Genomic DNA, 14,641 nt, shown 5'->3' on the forward strand with positions numbered 1-14,641 from the left:
TTCAAGGAATCCGCATGGAGCAACAATCGAATATGCAAAATAAATTCTTGATAGATGCTGAGATCGGTGATGACGATGTCACATTACCTAATTTACCTGCTATCGATGTTCCCATCGTTGAATCTCCTGCTAAATCACAAGAAAATATTGAAGTAGCCAAAGACGAAGTGGCTTCTACAGAAACACCGGTTGAACAACCAAAAACTGGTTTTTTTGGCCGGATGAAAGAAGGCTTAACCAAAACTCGTCGTAATTTCGCTGATGGTATGGTCAATATCTTGATTGGCGGAAAGGAAATTGACGATGAGTTACTTGAAGAAGTCGAAGAGCAATTATTGGTTGCAGACATTGGTGTTGAAGCAACAAAAACCATCATTACCAATTTAACAGAGCGTACAGCTCGTGGTGATTTGATCTATTCCCACTCTTTATATAAAGCGTTACAAGAAGAGTTGGTTGCTTTGTTGGCTCCACGTGTTAAGCCATTGCATATTGACCCTAATAAATCACCGTATGTGATTCTGATGGTTGGGGTAAATGGAGTGGGTAAAACTACAACTATTGGTAAGTTGGCGAAACGTTTACAAGGTGAAGGTAAAAAAGTGATGTTGGCTGCTGGTGATACATTCCGCGCCGCAGCAACTGAGCAATTACAGATCTGGGGCGAACGTAACGATATCTCTGTAGTAGCGCAAGGTCATGGAGCTGATAGTGCTTCTGTTATTTTTGATGCCTTTGAAAGTGCTCGTGCTAAAGGAATTGACGTATTAATTGCGGATACGGCAGGTCGTTTACATAATAAGAGTAACTTGATGGAAGAACTCAAAAAAGTTAAACGTGTTATGCAGAAAATTGATGCAACTGCACCTCATGAAATTATGTTGGTGGTAGATGCAGGAACAGGTCAAAACGCGATTAACCAAGTACAAGAGTTTGATCAAGCTGTAGGTTTAACGGGTATTACCATTACCAAGTTGGATGGAACAGCTAAAGGTGGTGTACTCTTTAATATTGCAAGTCGTACCCATGTGCCAATTCGTTTTATTGGTGTAGGTGAAAAAATTGATGATTTAAGACCATTCTCGGCTAAATCTTTTGTTGCTGCGCTGTTCGAAACTGATAAGTAAATTGATTGGTAACCCTAAAAAGCTTCACTAAATCGTGAAGCTTTTTTTATATGTATATCTTTTATTATTGTTGCGAAAATAAAACGAACTGTCATATTTTTAATGCTGATTATGAAAAATGACTTTAATACACTGTACTCATTCCCAAACAACGACCCTTGGTCAAATCAATAGGTAGGAAATAACAAAATGTCTACTTTCTTAGATAAAATTAAAAACCGTCGTACAATTTATGCAATTGGTAAAAACGTTGCATTAGATCGCACTAAAATTGAAGAAACTATCTGTGAAGCAGTTAAACATAGTCCTTCAGCTTTTAACTCACAATCTTCACGTGTAGTGACACTATACGGTGAATCTCATGCTAAATTCTGGAATTTAGTTCGTGAAGCTTTGCGTAAAATTGTTCCTGCAGAGGCTTTTGCTGGTACAAATGCAAAAATTGATAGCTTTGTAGCGGGTGTTGGTACGGTTTTATTTTATGAAGACCAAGCTGTTGTTAAAAGCTTACAAGAGCAATTCGAACTATATGCAGACAATTTCCCTGTATGGTCTGAACACTCAAGTGCAATTGCTCAATTTGCAACTTGGACTGCGCTTTCAGAGCTTGGTTTAGGTGCTTCTTTACAGCACTATAACCCAATTGTCGATGCAGACGCAGCTGAAGCATTTGATGTTCCTGCAACTTGGAAGTTACGTGCTCAATTAGTATTTGGTTCGGTTGAAGCACCAGCAGGTGAAAAAGCATTTATTAATGATGCTGATCGTTTCAAAACTTTCAATTAATTTAATTGAAGTTAAAAAAAAGAGCACCTATTTTAGGTGCTTTTTTTATGTTTTTAGAATGAATAGGAAGAATATATAAAACGAAAATTTATGAAATTCAAATGCATATTTCAAAATAATAAATCAAGAAATTAGTCGATAACTGCTTTGTCATAAAATAGTCACAATCATATTGCATATTGCTCATGATTTAATAGCTTATCAAATACAGAGAAAGAGACAGATGACTTTAAGATTAGGTGTTGCTGCAATTGGTTTATTACTCAGCGGTTCGGTATTTTCAGCAGTTACAATTACAGCACCAGAGGAAATTGTAATCCTTGCGGTGAATGGTCAGGAAGTCAACTCTGGGTTATTTCGTTCATCTAAAAATAATTATAAAGTCGATGCTGGTGAAACAAGCTTAAGTGTGCGCTACCAAGAATACTTTGAACATTTAAGCGGGGAGCATGACATTGTTAAATCTGGAGTAGTTACGATTCAAACTCCGGCTCTTAAAGATGGGCAAACTTATAAGCTTTCGATGGTAGATGCACCAAAGCAATTTGAACAAGCGAAGAAATATGCTGAGCAACCAACTGTGGCTTTGTACAGCGCAAATAATGAATTGATCGTACAACAAACTGGTGCAAACAATGAGGCAAAACCATGGTTTGCAACTGGCTTATTAGGTAAAGTCACTGACTTTACGACTAAATCATCTAAATCGCAGCCTGAGGCGGTTTATGCATCTGCTAAACCTACTTCTGCTCAGGTGGCTTTACCAGCTCCAACATCTATGCCTGTAACAGGCGTAGCCCAAACAAATGATCAACGTTTAGTCGAAACTTGGCAGAAGGCTTCTAAAGCTGAGCGTCAAAAATTTATGGCATGGTTAGCTGAACAATCAAATTAATTAATTGCTATTTAAAATAAAGCCGATTTAATATCGGCTTTATTTTTAGAATTTTTATAAATAGCCTAAGTATATTTTATGAATAATTTAAATTTCCGTTCAGCTCAATTTCCTGATATTCCACAACTTGTAGCTTTAATTAATAAGTCCTATCGAGAACAACAAGATGGAAGTTGGACAACAGAACTTGATTGGGTAGAAGGACAGCGTATTACAGAGTTTGAATTAGAAGAACAACTACAACTTAGGAATTCAACATTATTGATAGCGGAAACTTCTGCTTCTAAGCTTATTGCTTGTATTGGGCTTACATTTGAAAATAATCAGGTTGAGATTGGAACATTTTGTACTGATCCTCAAGTTCAAAATATGAGAGTGGGTCGATCTGTTTTAGAATATGCAGAGCAATATGCATTGAAAGAAGATCCCCATTTGACTAGCGCCGTAATGTATGTGCTAGATGTCCGTTTGGAATTGATCGCTTATTATGAAAGACGAGGATATGTGAAAACGGGTAATGAACAGCCATATCCAGTTGAGGCAAATGTAGGCGTGCCAAGGGTGCCTATTAAGTTGGTTGAAATGAAAAAAGACCTCATTTGAGGTCTTTTTGACTTAGGTTAGAAACCAGATGTAATAACCTAATAGCATGAGAGGCCAAGCCACCCATGGGCTAAATAGCCATTTCCATAACCAGAAGTTAGGTACGAAACCCACTCCGTAAATAAAGCCACCAGAAATGCCAATCATCACCAGCATAAGCTGGCTATGATTGTAGTGCCCGTTAGCATCTAGCATGAGTGAAGGATAAACCAACAAAATTGCAGCAAGAGGCAATGCCAACAGAAAAGAAAGGGCCATTGCAAATGCTTGAGCTTTTCGATGATTTGATGCTGTCATTGCTTTTGCCATCATTTATTCCTCATCTAAATTTTGATGATGTTCGATATAAAGTGCACTGAGTACACCCGCAAAACATGCCATCAAAATGCCTAGGATCCATGCGAAATACCACATAGTTTTCTCCTTAATACAAGCTATGCGAGTTTGACTCGATATGTTTGTTAGTGATGACTCCCCACATTTTGTAATAAGACCAACTGGTATAGATCAAAATAAGAGGAACAAAAATGCAGGCAGCAACTGTCATAACGCCTAAAGTAAGGTGACTTGATACAGCATCCCACATCGTCAAGCTAGAGTTAGGATTGATACTAGATGGAAGTAGGAATGGGAATAGGGCAAAACCAGCAGTTAAAATTGCTCCTACAATCATTAAACTTGTACCAGTAAAACTTAAGCCCGCTTTTGCTTTTGAAGATGCAAAAATTGCAATGATTGCGCCTAATATAGCAAGAACAGGGGCAACTTTAGTCACTGGATAGGTGCTGTAATTGTTCATCCAACCTGGATTGCTATTGGTAATCACTTCTTTAGCTAAAGGGTTAAGCGCAGCATTTGGATCTATAGCAACAGCATAGCTATAACCTGGAACTTGCCCAAAATACAGCCATGCTCCAATTACAAGGAAACAAATTAAAAAGATAATTGCCATAATTTGTGTGGCTTTGGCAGAGCGCTGTTTTAAAGCTTCATCAGTACGGAGCATGAGCCATGCACCGCCATGTGCACAAAGCATAGACAGACTTACCACACCGCAAACTAGAGCAAAGGGGTTAAGAAGGGCAAAAAAGCTGCCTATATATTCAGAGCGTAATGTGCTATCTAAACTAAAAGGTATACCTAAGAACAAATTACCGAAGGCTACACCAAATACAAGTGCTGGAACAGCACCACCGATGCACAGACCCCAGTCCCAAGAGTTACGCCATTTGGTATTTTCAAGTTTAGAACGATAATCGAAACCGACTGGTCTTAGGAAGAGTGCAAATAGAACTAACAAGAGTGCCCAGTACATGCCAGAAAAGGCAACGGAATAGACCATTGGCCATGCAGCAAATAGTGCACCACCCGCTGTAATAAACCAAACCTGATTACCATCCCAATGTGGGGCAATCGTGTTGATTGCAGCACGGCGTTCGCTATCGGTTTTTCCAACGAAAGGCATGAGAGCCATAGACCCCATGTCAAAGCCATCGGTAAGAGCAAAGCCAATGAGTAGCACACCAACTAACACCCACCAAATGATTTTCAATAATTCATATTCAATCATGATAAGGCCTCCCCATTAACAGATGCTTTTGGTTCTTGCTTTTCAAAATGATATTTGCCAGTGTGCAGAGAGCTTGGCCCTAAACGAGCAAACTTAATCATTAAATACATTTCAATAATCAAAAGAGCGGTGTAGAACGCTGCTAGTGCAATAATTGAACCCCATACGTCACCAGTACTTAAACTAGAAGTAGAGAGGTGAGTTGGTAAGATTTCACCAATAGACCATGGTTGACGACCGCCTTCAGCTACATACCAACCAGTTTGTGCAGCAATCCAAGGAAGCGGTAGAGCAAACAATGCATATTTCAGAAGCCAAGGTTTATTTTCAGCATTTCTTTTTGCTACAGCCCAAGTCGCTAAAATGAAGAGTAGTAGCATTAAGAAACCAGAGGCAACCATTGCACGGAAAGAGAAAAATAACGCTGTAACATTTGGAACAGTATCTTTTACAGCAGCTTTAATATTTTGTTCACTTGCATCAACTACATTGGGTGCATATTTCTTAAGAAGTAGGCCATAACCTAAATCTTTCTGATTTTTTTCAAAAGAAGCCAATAGTTCGGGTGAGCGATCACCTGCACGCAATTTTTCAAGTTCAGCATAGGCAAGCATACCGTTGCGAATACGAACTTCGTGTTGTTGCATGAGATCTTTAAGACCAGTAACTTCTTTGGTTGTTGAACGAGTTGCAATTAAACCTAATGCATAGGGAATTTTAACTGCATAATCTGTCCGCATCTCTTCATGGTTTGGTACACCAAACAAAGTAAACGGAGCGGGAGCAGGATGAGTATCCCATTCGGCTTCGATTGCAGCGAGTTTAGTTTTTTGAACATCACCTAGCTCATAGCCAGATTCATCACCTAACAAAATCACTGAAAGTGTAGATGCAAGACCGAAAATGGCAGCAATTGCAAATGAGCGACGGGCGAAAGGAAGGTCACGTTTTTTAAGTAAGTAATAGCTTGAAATGGCAAGTACAAAAATTGCACCAGTTACATAACCCGCAGAAACGGTATGTACGAATTTCACCTGAGCTACAGGGTTAAAGATAAGCGCGCCGAAATCAACTAATTCCATACGCATTGTTTCAAAGTTAAATGCAGCACCTACAGGGTTCTGCATCCATCCATTCGCCACTAAAATCCAAAGCGCTGACATATTCGACCCGAGAGCAACTAACCATGTTACGCCTAGATGCTGAACCTTACTTAAACGATCCCATCCGAAGAAGAATAAACCAATAAATGTAGACTCAAGAAAGAATGCCATAAGGCCTTCAATTGCTAATGGAGCACCAAAAATATCACCTACATAGTGTGAGTAATAAGCCCAGTTTGTTCCAAATTGGAACTCCATTGTTAAGCCAGTTGTTACCCCTAAAGCAAAGTTAATACCAAATAATTTTCCCCAAAATTTAGTCATATCCTTGTAAATTTCTTTACCGGAAATGACATAAGTGGTTTCCATGATGGCAAGGATAAATGCCAAACCTAGAGTTAAAGGGACGAAAAGAAAGTGATACATTGCGGTCATCGCAAATTGAAACCGCGAAAGATCAACCACGCTTTCAGAAATCATCAACGTGTCTCCTTAATGTGGGAAATGTTATCGCCAGCAATATGCTCGGCGACCTGATTGTCAAAATTTTTGGGGATGGTGGGAGCATCAAACCAAATATGTTTGATCGTTAAGAGAAGCACTATTTTTATTATTAGAATAATAGTGATTTCTTTAACTAAACGACCATTAAGATTTTTAAAATTAAGGCTCATAAATTAAACCTCATTTGAGATTAATTTTATTATTAATCAAAATATAATAAAAATAAACATTAAATATATTTTAAATGAATATTTAAATAATTAAATTTTATAAAACAAATACTTAATATTTTAAAATAAATACTATACTAAAATGGTTTGAATTGATTATTAAATCCTACTAAAACACTTGTAAATAAAAATATTAAGTTGATTAAAATAGTTTGTTTTAATTTAATACCGACTAAAATGATTGTATATTATATTTATAAATTATATTTCAAACTAAAATAGTTGGAATAATAAATAATTAATTAAAAAGAAAATAATAAAATATAGACGTAATAAAGCCTGCAAAAAGCAGCAAGTAAATAGAATAGTAGTGAAAATTTAATCGGGGGCAAAAAGATCGTTTGATACAGAAATTTTCTTGGCTACATAATGGCTTTTATGCACTCTGACAAGGATAACCTGAGAGTATAATTCGAGTTCGCCGTATTCTGGTTCGACTTGAACGTAGTGGAGCTGGCCAAATTCATCACGCACTCGCGCTTGGGCAGAAAACCCAGGTCTAGCATTACCACTGGAAACCGTCGCTAATCGTCCTAAAAGATTATAGTTTGTATGAGTAAGCTTTGGTTTAATTACTTGGTCAAGGCAGTGAATCATGAACACAGTAAAAAAGATTGCGATGACAAGAGCTGGGACGATTAAATAAAATGGTGAAATAAAATAATGCTGGATTGCAAAGAAAGAGAGCTGTAAAAAATAGCCTGCAAAACTAAAATTGATAAGTAAAAAAACGAAAATTAAAGCTTTAGAAAATTTAACGTTAAGTAGTGGTGAATTAGAAAGCCAAACAGGCGCAATTTTTTTGAGTAATTGACTTGGACGAAGTCCAATATACATACCAATGGTTTCTACCACGCTGAGTAATATCAAAGCCACTACACTTAAGTGAAATGGCATAAGATAATAATTGAAAAAGAAATCAGCCATGGCAGAAACTCTAATGTTGATCGCTTCAGTCTACGATGTAGATACCGCCATCTGAATGTACTTTAATCTCAACTTTATTTAGAAAATCACCTAAACATGGTCCTGAGATACATTCGCCTGTTTCCACAGTGAATAAAGCACCATGGGTAGAACATTGAATATATTCTTGGTCCTGATCGAGAAATTGATTTTCTAAATATTCAAGCTCTGTTTGCAAATGAGGGCATAAGTTTTGATAAGCATAGAATGCGCCATCACGTTGTGTAATGAAAATAGTAGTTCCTTGTAAAGTGTCAAAAGCTCTAGCTTCACGCTCAGGAACTTCTTCCGTCATACAGATCCTTTCCATTTCAAGCACATTCCTTCTGAAAATTTTCAAGAAGTTTAGCATAATCATTAATCGCTAAACGTGGGCCAAATTGAGAAACAACTTCACTAGAAATTAAGACAGCTAACTGTGCAGCAGCATTCAAATCTTGATGATGGTTTAGGGCGTATAGGAATGCGCCTGCAAATGCATCACCCGCACCATTGGTATCAACGGCTTCTACATGACGGCCTGCCACATGGAAATGTTGAGTAGAGTTAGAAACTAAAGCACCTTTAGCACTTTGTGTAATGACTACTGTATGATTTTTAAAACGTAATTGAGCAAGAGCATCTTCAACAGTTGTTGTATTTGTATACATTAAGGCTTCTTGTTCATTACAAAATAGTAAATCTACGCCATCATCCATGAGCTCTTCTAAGCCTTCGCGAGCGTATTGCACCATGGCAGGATCTGAAAGAGATAAAGCAATCTTAACGCCATTTGCTTTTGCAATTTCTCTGGCTTGTTTTACAGCTTTGCGCGCTGTTTCACTTGTAGAAAGATAACCTTCAATATAAAGCCATTTTGCTGTTTTTAACGGTTCAAAGTCGATTTGATCTTGAGAAAGTTCAGCAGTGATGCCCAAATAGGTATGCATTGTACGTTCAGAGTCAGGGCTAATGAGTACCATGCAGGTACCTGTCACGCCTTCACTGATTGATTTTGGAGTGGTTTGGATGCCAGCTTCATTTAAACCTTGCAGATAAATTGAACCCAAATCATCGTTACCAACGCGGCAACCATAAAAAGCACTTCCACCTAATGCACTAAAGGCTACAGTAGTATTCGCAGCAGAACCACCACTTGCTTGACCTTTGTAATCTTGATGCTGTTTTAACTCTGCATAAAGAGCAGATTGAGTGTCGCCATCGGACAACTGCATGGTGCCTTTTTGCAAGCCTTGCTGACTAAGAAAATCATCAGACACTTTAAATTCTTGGTCGATTAATGCATTACCAATTGCAAAAAGATCTACAGTTACCATATGTGTTGTCACAAAATAAAAAAATCAGGTTGCTAAGTTTACACCATTGCTTGGATTTGCTGTAGTTTGTTGAATAAAATTCAGTTAAATCAAAAATTAGTGGAAAAATATTGTTTAATTAAGCTATCGAAATAATGTTTTTAATAAAAATTATCAATTAATAATGATTCTTGCTAATATTTACAAATATATTGTATTTCATCGAAACTTCGCCTGAAATTTTTCGTAGCGAACTTACATGAAACGTTCTATTTTATTTATTTCATCAGTTGGGGTTATGACAAGCCACGTATATGCCTTAGAGGCAGAGCAACAGGCTGTAACCAACCTTCCAACAATTTCAGTAAAAGCTGAAAAGGAACAAAGCTTAAAACAAGAAGTGGGACAAGCATCAACTGCAACTAAAGGACTTATGCAATTAAAAGATGTTCCTCAAATCGTAAATGTGGTGCCTAAACAAGTTTTGAGAGAGCAAACGGTGACCTCTATGCAAGGTGCCTTGCAAAACGTTGCTGGTCTGAGCTTTAGTGTGGGTGATGGACAACGTGATCAGGTTATGATTCGTGGTTTCTCTGCAATCACAGATAACTATGTAGATGGTATTCGTGATGATGCATTGTATTTTCGCGATATGTCGAATGTTGAGCGGATTGAAGTATTAAAAGGGCCTGCTTCTGTATTATATGGACGTGGTTCTGCGGGTGGATTGGTTAATAAAATTAATAAAAAGCCAATGGATGAATCTTTGCGCGAAGTCAGTCTTATTGGCGGCACAACAGGGCAACGCCGTGCAGAAGTCGATGTGAATGAAAAAGTAGCAGAGAATGTTAAGGTTCGTTTAACTGGCGCAGTTGAAGATTCAGATGGTTATCGTGATCAGGCTTTTTTAAAACGCCAAGCCATTGCTCCATCTTTACAATGGGATATTTCAGACAAGACGAAGCTTTTAATTCAGGCTGACTATTTGCATGATGACCGTTTAGCAGATCAAGGTTTCCCGACAGATCTGATAACTGGTAAACCTGTTAAAACAAATCCTAAAACTTTTTACGGTGCATTAAACGGTAAAGAGGTTGGTGAGGTTGATACGGAAATTTCAAGCCAAACCATAAGCTTAGATCATGAGTTTAACGATAATCTAAAATATCACGGTGCAGTTCGTCACTATAACTATTCATTAGACCGCCAGTATAGTGTTGATTCACATCCCGCTGATAAGTCACAAATTACTTTGACTCAAAATAAGCGTTTACGTAATGAAGATGGTGTCTATGTTCAGCAAGAATTAAGTAGTTTATTTAATACTGGTTTCTTAAAGCACAATACCTTAATTGGTGCGGAGTATAGTAAGCAGCACAAAGATGAAATACTTTGGCAAGGTGCTAAAACCACAACTGATTTGTATAACCCTAAATTAGAATACTGGGCGCCGATTAATACAGGCTCAACAACTGCACGTAATAATAATAGTAATACCTTTGAAAACTACGGTATCTATTTACAAGATTTAATGACAGTTACAGATCAGCTGAAAGTTTTAGTTGGTCTACGCTATGATAATTTGTCACAAGATCGCAATGATAAAGTGAAGTCTCAAATATTAAATAGAACTGATAACACCTATTCTCCACGTATCGGGGTGGTTTATCAGCCAGTAAGCAATATTTCACTCTATACTTCTTATAATCGATCTTTCCAGCCTTTAGCTGATTCATTTGTTTTATATAAAAATAGTGATGATTTGAGCCCAACAAAAACCGAAAATATTGAGGTCGGTGCGAAGTGGGATGTGAATGATCAATTGAATGTGACACTGGCTTTGTTTGAAATGAGCCAAACAAATATTCAAAATCAAGATCCTACAGATTCAACACTAGCAGTATTAGCAGGTGAGCAAAAAACCAAGGGTGTTGAGCTTTCACTAACAGGTCAATTAACTGATCAATTATCGGTATTGGCAGGCTATTCGTATATGGATGGTAAGATTGAAAAATCTGCTATTGGACTGACAGGCAATCGTTCTGCGCTTACGCCAAACAATACTGCTAACCTATGGTTAAAATATCAAATGAATGATCATTGGTATGCGGCTGTAGGTGGTCGTGGTGAATCATCACGTTTTAGTGCGCCAGATAACAAGAATGTTTTACCAGGCTATGCTGTTGTAAATGCAGCCTTAGGTTATCAAAGTGAACGTTACGATGTGAACTTCAACTTAAATAACTTGTTTGATCGTGATTACTTTGTTTCAGGACATAGCGGAGCCAATGATTCAAATATGATGGGCGATCCACTGAATGCCCAAATTGCACTTCGTTATCGATTTTAAGTAAAAGTTTTTCTAAAAGCTCATCGACTTGATGGGCTTTTTTATTTATTGGTTAATATATAAATAGAATTAAAAGCTTTTGTTCTGGTAGGATAAAACATTCATGGCTATGTGCTTGATATCAAAGCTATGCCGATGAAAACTAATACTCAACAAAAACATAGTATTTTACTTGGCTTTTGTTCGCCAATCTCAAGCTGACTCAGGCTATAATGAGATTTATTGACTTATCCGATATGTTAGGAGATCACATGACTGTAGATGTCACTGAAACCATTTCTCAAACTGTTCACCCTGCGTTTCAGTTGCTACGTCAGCACCATGTTGAAGCATTAGATATTTTAGTGTCTGAATATAAGCATAAAGTTACAGGTGCGGTGCATTATCACTTGGCAACTGATTATGATGAAAATGTATTTCTTGTTGCTTTTAGGACACAGCCTATGGACTCTAAAGGCACGGCACATATTTTAGAACATACGGCTTTGTGTGGCTCTGAAAAGTTTCCGGTACGTGATCCATTCTTTTTAATGATTCGTCGTTCTCTAAATACGTTCATGAACGCATTTACAGCAGCAGATTGGACTGCATATCCATTTGCTACTCAAAACAAAAAAGATTTCCAAAACTTACTTTCTGTTTATCTTGATGCGGCATTTGCTGCAAATTTGAATCCACTTGATTTTGCTCAAGAAGGTATTCGTATTGAACTTGAAAATGGACAACCTGTTTATAAAGGTGTTGTTTTTAATGAAATGAAAGGTGCAATGAGTGCACCGTCTGACCAACTTTATCATCAATTGGCCCATCATTTATTCCCTGAAACGACCTATCATTACAACTCAGGTGGTGATCCTAAAGATATTCCTGATCTAACGTATGAGCAGTTAGTCGAATTTTATAAAGTACATTACCACCCAAGTAATGCTGTTTTTATGACCTTTGGTAATCAGACAGCATATGAGTTGCAAGAGCAATTTGAAAAACTAGCTCTACATAAGTTTTCTGCGGGTACAACTTTATATTCTAAGCCTGAAAAACGTTTAGCAGCGCCAATTGAAGTAACAGAGAACTATGGTGTTGATAGCGATGATTTAAAAGATAAGACTTATCATGTTTTATCTTGGTTATTACCAGAAGCAAATGACATTAAATTGCGTTTAGGAATGCGTTTAGTTGAAGGAATTTTATTAGAAAATTCAGCTTCACCACTCCGTCATTACTTAGAAACTTGTGGTTATGCTCAATCAACAGGCCCATTAATGGGTGTAGACGATAGTAATTTTGAAATGACTTTCTACTGTGGCGTTCAAGGTTCAAATCCTGAACATGCGCAAAGCTTTAGAGAGGGCGTTTTAAATATTCTGCGTGATGTTGCTGCTAAACCAATTGATAGTAATTTAGTCGATGCAATTTTGCATCAAATCGAGTTGCATCAACGTGAAATTAATGGTGATGGTACACCATATGGTTTAAGTCTAATTTTAAATGGTTTAAGTGGTGCGATTCACCATAGTGACCCAATCCAAATTTGGGATGTCGACAGCGCAATTGCACAGGTTAAAGAAGAGTTGAAGGACCCAATGTGGTTATCAAATCTGATTCAAACGCACTTGTTAGATAATCCGCACCGTGTACAGATGACTTTAGTTCCAGATCCAACCAAGTCTGTAAAAGAACAAGAAGCTGAAAAAGCACGCTTAGTAGCTATTGGTGAAAAACTAACAGACGCTGATAAGGCGGAAATTATTGCTAAGACCAAGGCTCTAGAGGAACGTCAGGATACGCCTGATAACCTTGAGCTATTACCGAAAGTAGGCTTGGAAGACGTACCTGCTGACTTGCATATTGTACAAGGTCAGTTACGCGAAATTATTTGTAATCGTATGGATACGCCGTTGAACTTGTACCATGCGGGTACGAACGGTATTTACTATCAACAAGTACTTATCCAGATCCCTGAAGATATTGTGAAGTCACCTTACTTCAATTTGCTTTCTATTTTGATGGGTGAAGTAGGTGCTGGTGAGTATGACTATCTTGAACTACAAAACTTACAAACAGCTGTAAGTGGTGGTTTGGGAATGGGCGCTTCATTACGTAGTAAAGTTGACGATAAAGATAAAATTAGTGCTTGGTTAACGTTAACGACTAAATCTTTGACTCAGAAATTTGATGCAATTCATTTATTAAAATTAGCATTTGAACAGCTTCGATTTGATGAAAAAGAGCGAATTATCGAGTTGTTACAACAACGTAAGACACGTTGGCAGTCTCGTTTGTCAGGTGCTGGTCATAGCTATGCGATGCAGATTGCTTCCCGTAACATGAGTGCCTTGGCTCAACGCGACTATCAAAACACAGGTTTAGGTGCTTTGAACTGGTTGGGTGAGCTTGTTACTAAAATTACCCAAGATGCTGCTGCTTACGATGAGCTGATTGCGGAATTAAAACGTATTCATAGTAAGTTGTTGCAAGCACCTAAACAGTTCTTACTTGTCTGTGAAGAACATCAATCTGAACGTTTGGTTGAAGAAATCCAGAATGTTTGGGATAAATTAAATGTTGATACAGCTACAGCTGAGTTAACTCAAGTAGAGCAAGCTAATGATAATAATCATGAAGCATGGTTAATTCAGGCCAATGTTCAATTCTGTGCGTCTGCATATCAAGCCGTAGAAGTATCACATCCAGATGCGGCTCCATTAATGGTGTTGGCAGCTTATTTACGTAACGGATTCTTGCACAGTGCTATCCGTGAAAAAGGTGGTGCTTATGGTGGCGGTGCTAGTTATGATGGAAATGCTTGTTCATTCCGTTTCTTTAGCTACCGTGACCCACGTTTAGCGGAGACGTTTAAAGACTTTGAAGCAAGCGTGCAATGGTTATTAAATACAGAGCAACAACCACATCAGCTTGAAGAAGCGATTCTTGGTTTAGTGGCAAGTATGGATAAACCAGGCTCTCCAGCGGGTGAAGCGATTACAGCATGTTATGCATTGTTGCATGCGAGAACACCAGCTTTCCGTCGTACTTTGCGTGAAAGATTGTTGCATGTAACATTGGATGATTTAAAACGTGTTGCTCGTCAATATTTAGTAGAGCAAACTCCTGTAAAAGCTGTAGTTGCGCCATTTGCTAAACGTGATGAATTGCAGCAATTAGGTTTCACCATTCAACAAGTTAATTAAAATAAAAATTGGAGATTGAAC

At 37.8% G+C, this 14,641-nt stretch carries 14 protein-coding genes; 6 read left to right on the forward strand and 8 right to left on the reverse strand.

Going from position 1 to position 14,641, the window contains the following annotated elements; genetic code table 11:
- Nucleotides 1–14: 14 nt before the first annotated feature.
- The 4 genes from ftsY (at nucleotide 15) to SOI76_RS07705 (ending at nucleotide 3,411) form a co-directional block, all read left to right on the forward strand.
- Nucleotides 15–1,127, forward strand: a complete 1,113-nt coding sequence (gene ftsY, locus SOI76_RS07690) for a signal recognition particle-docking protein FtsY (protein ID WP_002121114.1) — start codon at nucleotides 15–17, stop codon at nucleotides 1,125–1,127.
- 189 nt (nucleotides 1,128–1,316) lie between these two features.
- Nucleotides 1,317–1,913, forward strand: a complete 597-nt coding sequence (locus tag SOI76_RS07695) for a nitroreductase family protein (protein WP_104078810.1) — start codon at nucleotides 1,317–1,319, stop codon at nucleotides 1,911–1,913.
- A gap of 223 nt (nucleotides 1,914–2,136) precedes the next feature.
- Nucleotides 2,137–2,808, forward strand: a complete 672-nt coding sequence (locus SOI76_RS07700; protein WP_104078809.1) for a DUF2057 domain-containing protein — start codon at nucleotides 2,137–2,139, stop codon at nucleotides 2,806–2,808.
- Between the two features lie 78 nt (nucleotides 2,809–2,886).
- The gene (locus SOI76_RS07705; protein ID WP_104078808.1) at nucleotides 2,887–3,411 is read left to right on the forward strand and encodes a GNAT family N-acetyltransferase; all 525 of its coding nucleotides are present in this window, start codon (nucleotides 2,887–2,889) and stop codon (nucleotides 3,409–3,411) included.
- 12 nt (nucleotides 3,412–3,423) lie between these two features.
- On the opposite strand, the gene SOI76_RS07710 is transcribed toward SOI76_RS07705, so the two are convergent.
- The 8 genes from SOI76_RS07710 to SOI76_RS07745 form a co-directional block, all read right to left on the reverse strand.
- Entirely contained in the window at nucleotides 3,424–3,723 is a 300-nt protein-coding gene (locus SOI76_RS07710) for a cyd operon YbgE family protein (RefSeq protein ID WP_004791954.1), read from the reverse strand.
- The gene (gene cydX, locus SOI76_RS07715; RefSeq protein ID WP_000270276.1) at nucleotides 3,724–3,825 is read right to left on the reverse strand and encodes a cytochrome bd-I oxidase subunit CydX; all 102 of its coding nucleotides are present in this window, start codon (nucleotides 3,823–3,825) and stop codon (nucleotides 3,724–3,726) included. It lies immediately after the preceding gene.
- Nucleotides 3,826–3,835: 10 nt separating this feature from the next.
- Nucleotides 3,836–4,981, reverse strand: coding sequence for a cytochrome d ubiquinol oxidase subunit II (gene cydB / locus SOI76_RS07720; protein ID WP_104078807.1), 1,146 nt, complete (start codon nucleotides 4,979–4,981; stop codon nucleotides 3,836–3,838).
- Nucleotides 4,978–6,564, reverse strand: a complete 1,587-nt coding sequence (gene cydA, locus SOI76_RS07725; RefSeq protein ID WP_104078806.1) for a cytochrome ubiquinol oxidase subunit I — start codon at nucleotides 6,562–6,564, stop codon at nucleotides 4,978–4,980. The genes cydB and cydA overlap by 4 nt, the downstream gene beginning before the upstream one ends.
- The gene (gene cydP, locus SOI76_RS07730) at nucleotides 6,564–6,758 is read right to left on the reverse strand and encodes a cytochrome oxidase putative small subunit CydP (RefSeq protein WP_005073962.1); all 195 of its coding nucleotides are present in this window, start codon (nucleotides 6,756–6,758) and stop codon (nucleotides 6,564–6,566) included. The genes cydA and cydP overlap by 1 nt, the downstream gene beginning before the upstream one ends.
- Before the next feature lie 378 nt (nucleotides 6,759–7,136).
- Nucleotides 7,137–7,745, reverse strand: a complete 609-nt coding sequence (locus tag SOI76_RS07735; protein ID WP_002121106.1) for an OB-fold-containig protein — start codon at nucleotides 7,743–7,745, stop codon at nucleotides 7,137–7,139.
- 25 nt (nucleotides 7,746–7,770) lie between these two features.
- Nucleotides 7,771–8,079: a Rieske (2Fe-2S) protein gene (locus tag SOI76_RS07740; protein ID WP_002121079.1), complete on the reverse strand. Its 309-nt coding sequence runs from the start codon at nucleotides 8,077–8,079 to the stop codon at nucleotides 7,771–7,773.
- Between the two features lie 16 nt (nucleotides 8,080–8,095).
- Nucleotides 8,096–9,100, reverse strand: coding sequence for an adenosine kinase (locus tag SOI76_RS07745; RefSeq protein ID WP_104078805.1), 1,005 nt, complete (start codon nucleotides 9,098–9,100; stop codon nucleotides 8,096–8,098).
- A 238-nt stretch (nucleotides 9,101–9,338) separates the two neighbouring features.
- On the opposite strand from SOI76_RS07745, the gene SOI76_RS07750 reads away from it, so the two are divergent.
- Nucleotides 9,339–11,429, forward strand: coding sequence for a TonB-dependent receptor (locus tag SOI76_RS07750; protein ID WP_104078804.1), 2,091 nt, complete (start codon nucleotides 9,339–9,341; stop codon nucleotides 11,427–11,429).
- Nucleotides 11,430–11,680: 251 nt separating this feature from the next.
- Complete coding sequence (locus SOI76_RS07755; protein ID WP_205668350.1) at nucleotides 11,681–14,620, forward strand: insulinase family protein; 2,940 nt, start codon at nucleotides 11,681–11,683, stop codon at nucleotides 14,618–14,620.
- Nucleotides 14,621–14,641: the final 21 nt, after the last annotated feature.

The organism is Acinetobacter pittii (assembly GCF_034064985.1).
In the GTDB taxonomy this organism is placed as follows: domain Bacteria; phylum Pseudomonadota; class Gammaproteobacteria; order Pseudomonadales; family Moraxellaceae; genus Acinetobacter; species Acinetobacter pittii_H.

Excerpts from the sequence above, each read along its gene's own strand:
- SOI76_RS07755 (WP_205668350.1), top strand. The coding sequence starts at position 11,681 with ATGACTGTAGATGTCACTGAAACCATTTCTCAAACTGTTCACCCTGCG.
- SOI76_RS07740 (WP_002121079.1), bottom strand. The coding sequence starts at position 8,079 with ATGACGGAAGAAGTTCCTGAGCGTGAAGCTAGAGCTTTTGACACTTTA.
- cydA (WP_104078806.1), bottom strand. The coding sequence starts at position 6,564 with ATGATTTCTGAAAGCGTGGTTGATCTTTCGCGGTTTCAATTTGCGATG.
- cydX (WP_000270276.1), bottom strand. The coding sequence starts at position 3,825 with ATGTGGTATTTCGCATGGATCCTAGGCATTTTGATGGCATGTTTTGCG.
- cydP (WP_005073962.1), bottom strand. The coding sequence starts at position 6,758 with ATGAGCCTTAATTTTAAAAATCTTAATGGTCGTTTAGTTAAAGAAATC.
- SOI76_RS07735 (WP_002121106.1), bottom strand. The coding sequence starts at position 7,745 with ATGGCTGATTTCTTTTTCAATTATTATCTTATGCCATTTCACTTAAGT.
- SOI76_RS07700 (WP_104078809.1), top strand. The coding sequence starts at position 2,137 with ATGACTTTAAGATTAGGTGTTGCTGCAATTGGTTTATTACTCAGCGGT.
- SOI76_RS07695 (WP_104078810.1), top strand. The coding sequence starts at position 1,317 with ATGTCTACTTTCTTAGATAAAATTAAAAACCGTCGTACAATTTATGCA.
- cydB (WP_104078807.1), bottom strand. The coding sequence starts at position 4,981 with ATGATTGAATATGAATTATTGAAAATCATTTGGTGGGTGTTAGTTGGT.
- SOI76_RS07745 (WP_104078805.1), bottom strand. The coding sequence starts at position 9,100 with ATGGTAACTGTAGATCTTTTTGCAATTGGTAATGCATTAATCGACCAA.
- SOI76_RS07705 (WP_104078808.1), top strand. The coding sequence starts at position 2,887 with ATGAATAATTTAAATTTCCGTTCAGCTCAATTTCCTGATATTCCACAA.
- ftsY (WP_002121114.1), top strand. The coding sequence starts at position 15 with ATGGAGCAACAATCGAATATGCAAAATAAATTCTTGATAGATGCTGAG.
- SOI76_RS07750 (WP_104078804.1), top strand. The coding sequence starts at position 9,339 with ATGAAACGTTCTATTTTATTTATTTCATCAGTTGGGGTTATGACAAGC.
- SOI76_RS07710 (WP_004791954.1), bottom strand. The coding sequence starts at position 3,723 with ATGATGGCAAAAGCAATGACAGCATCAAATCATCGAAAAGCTCAAGCA.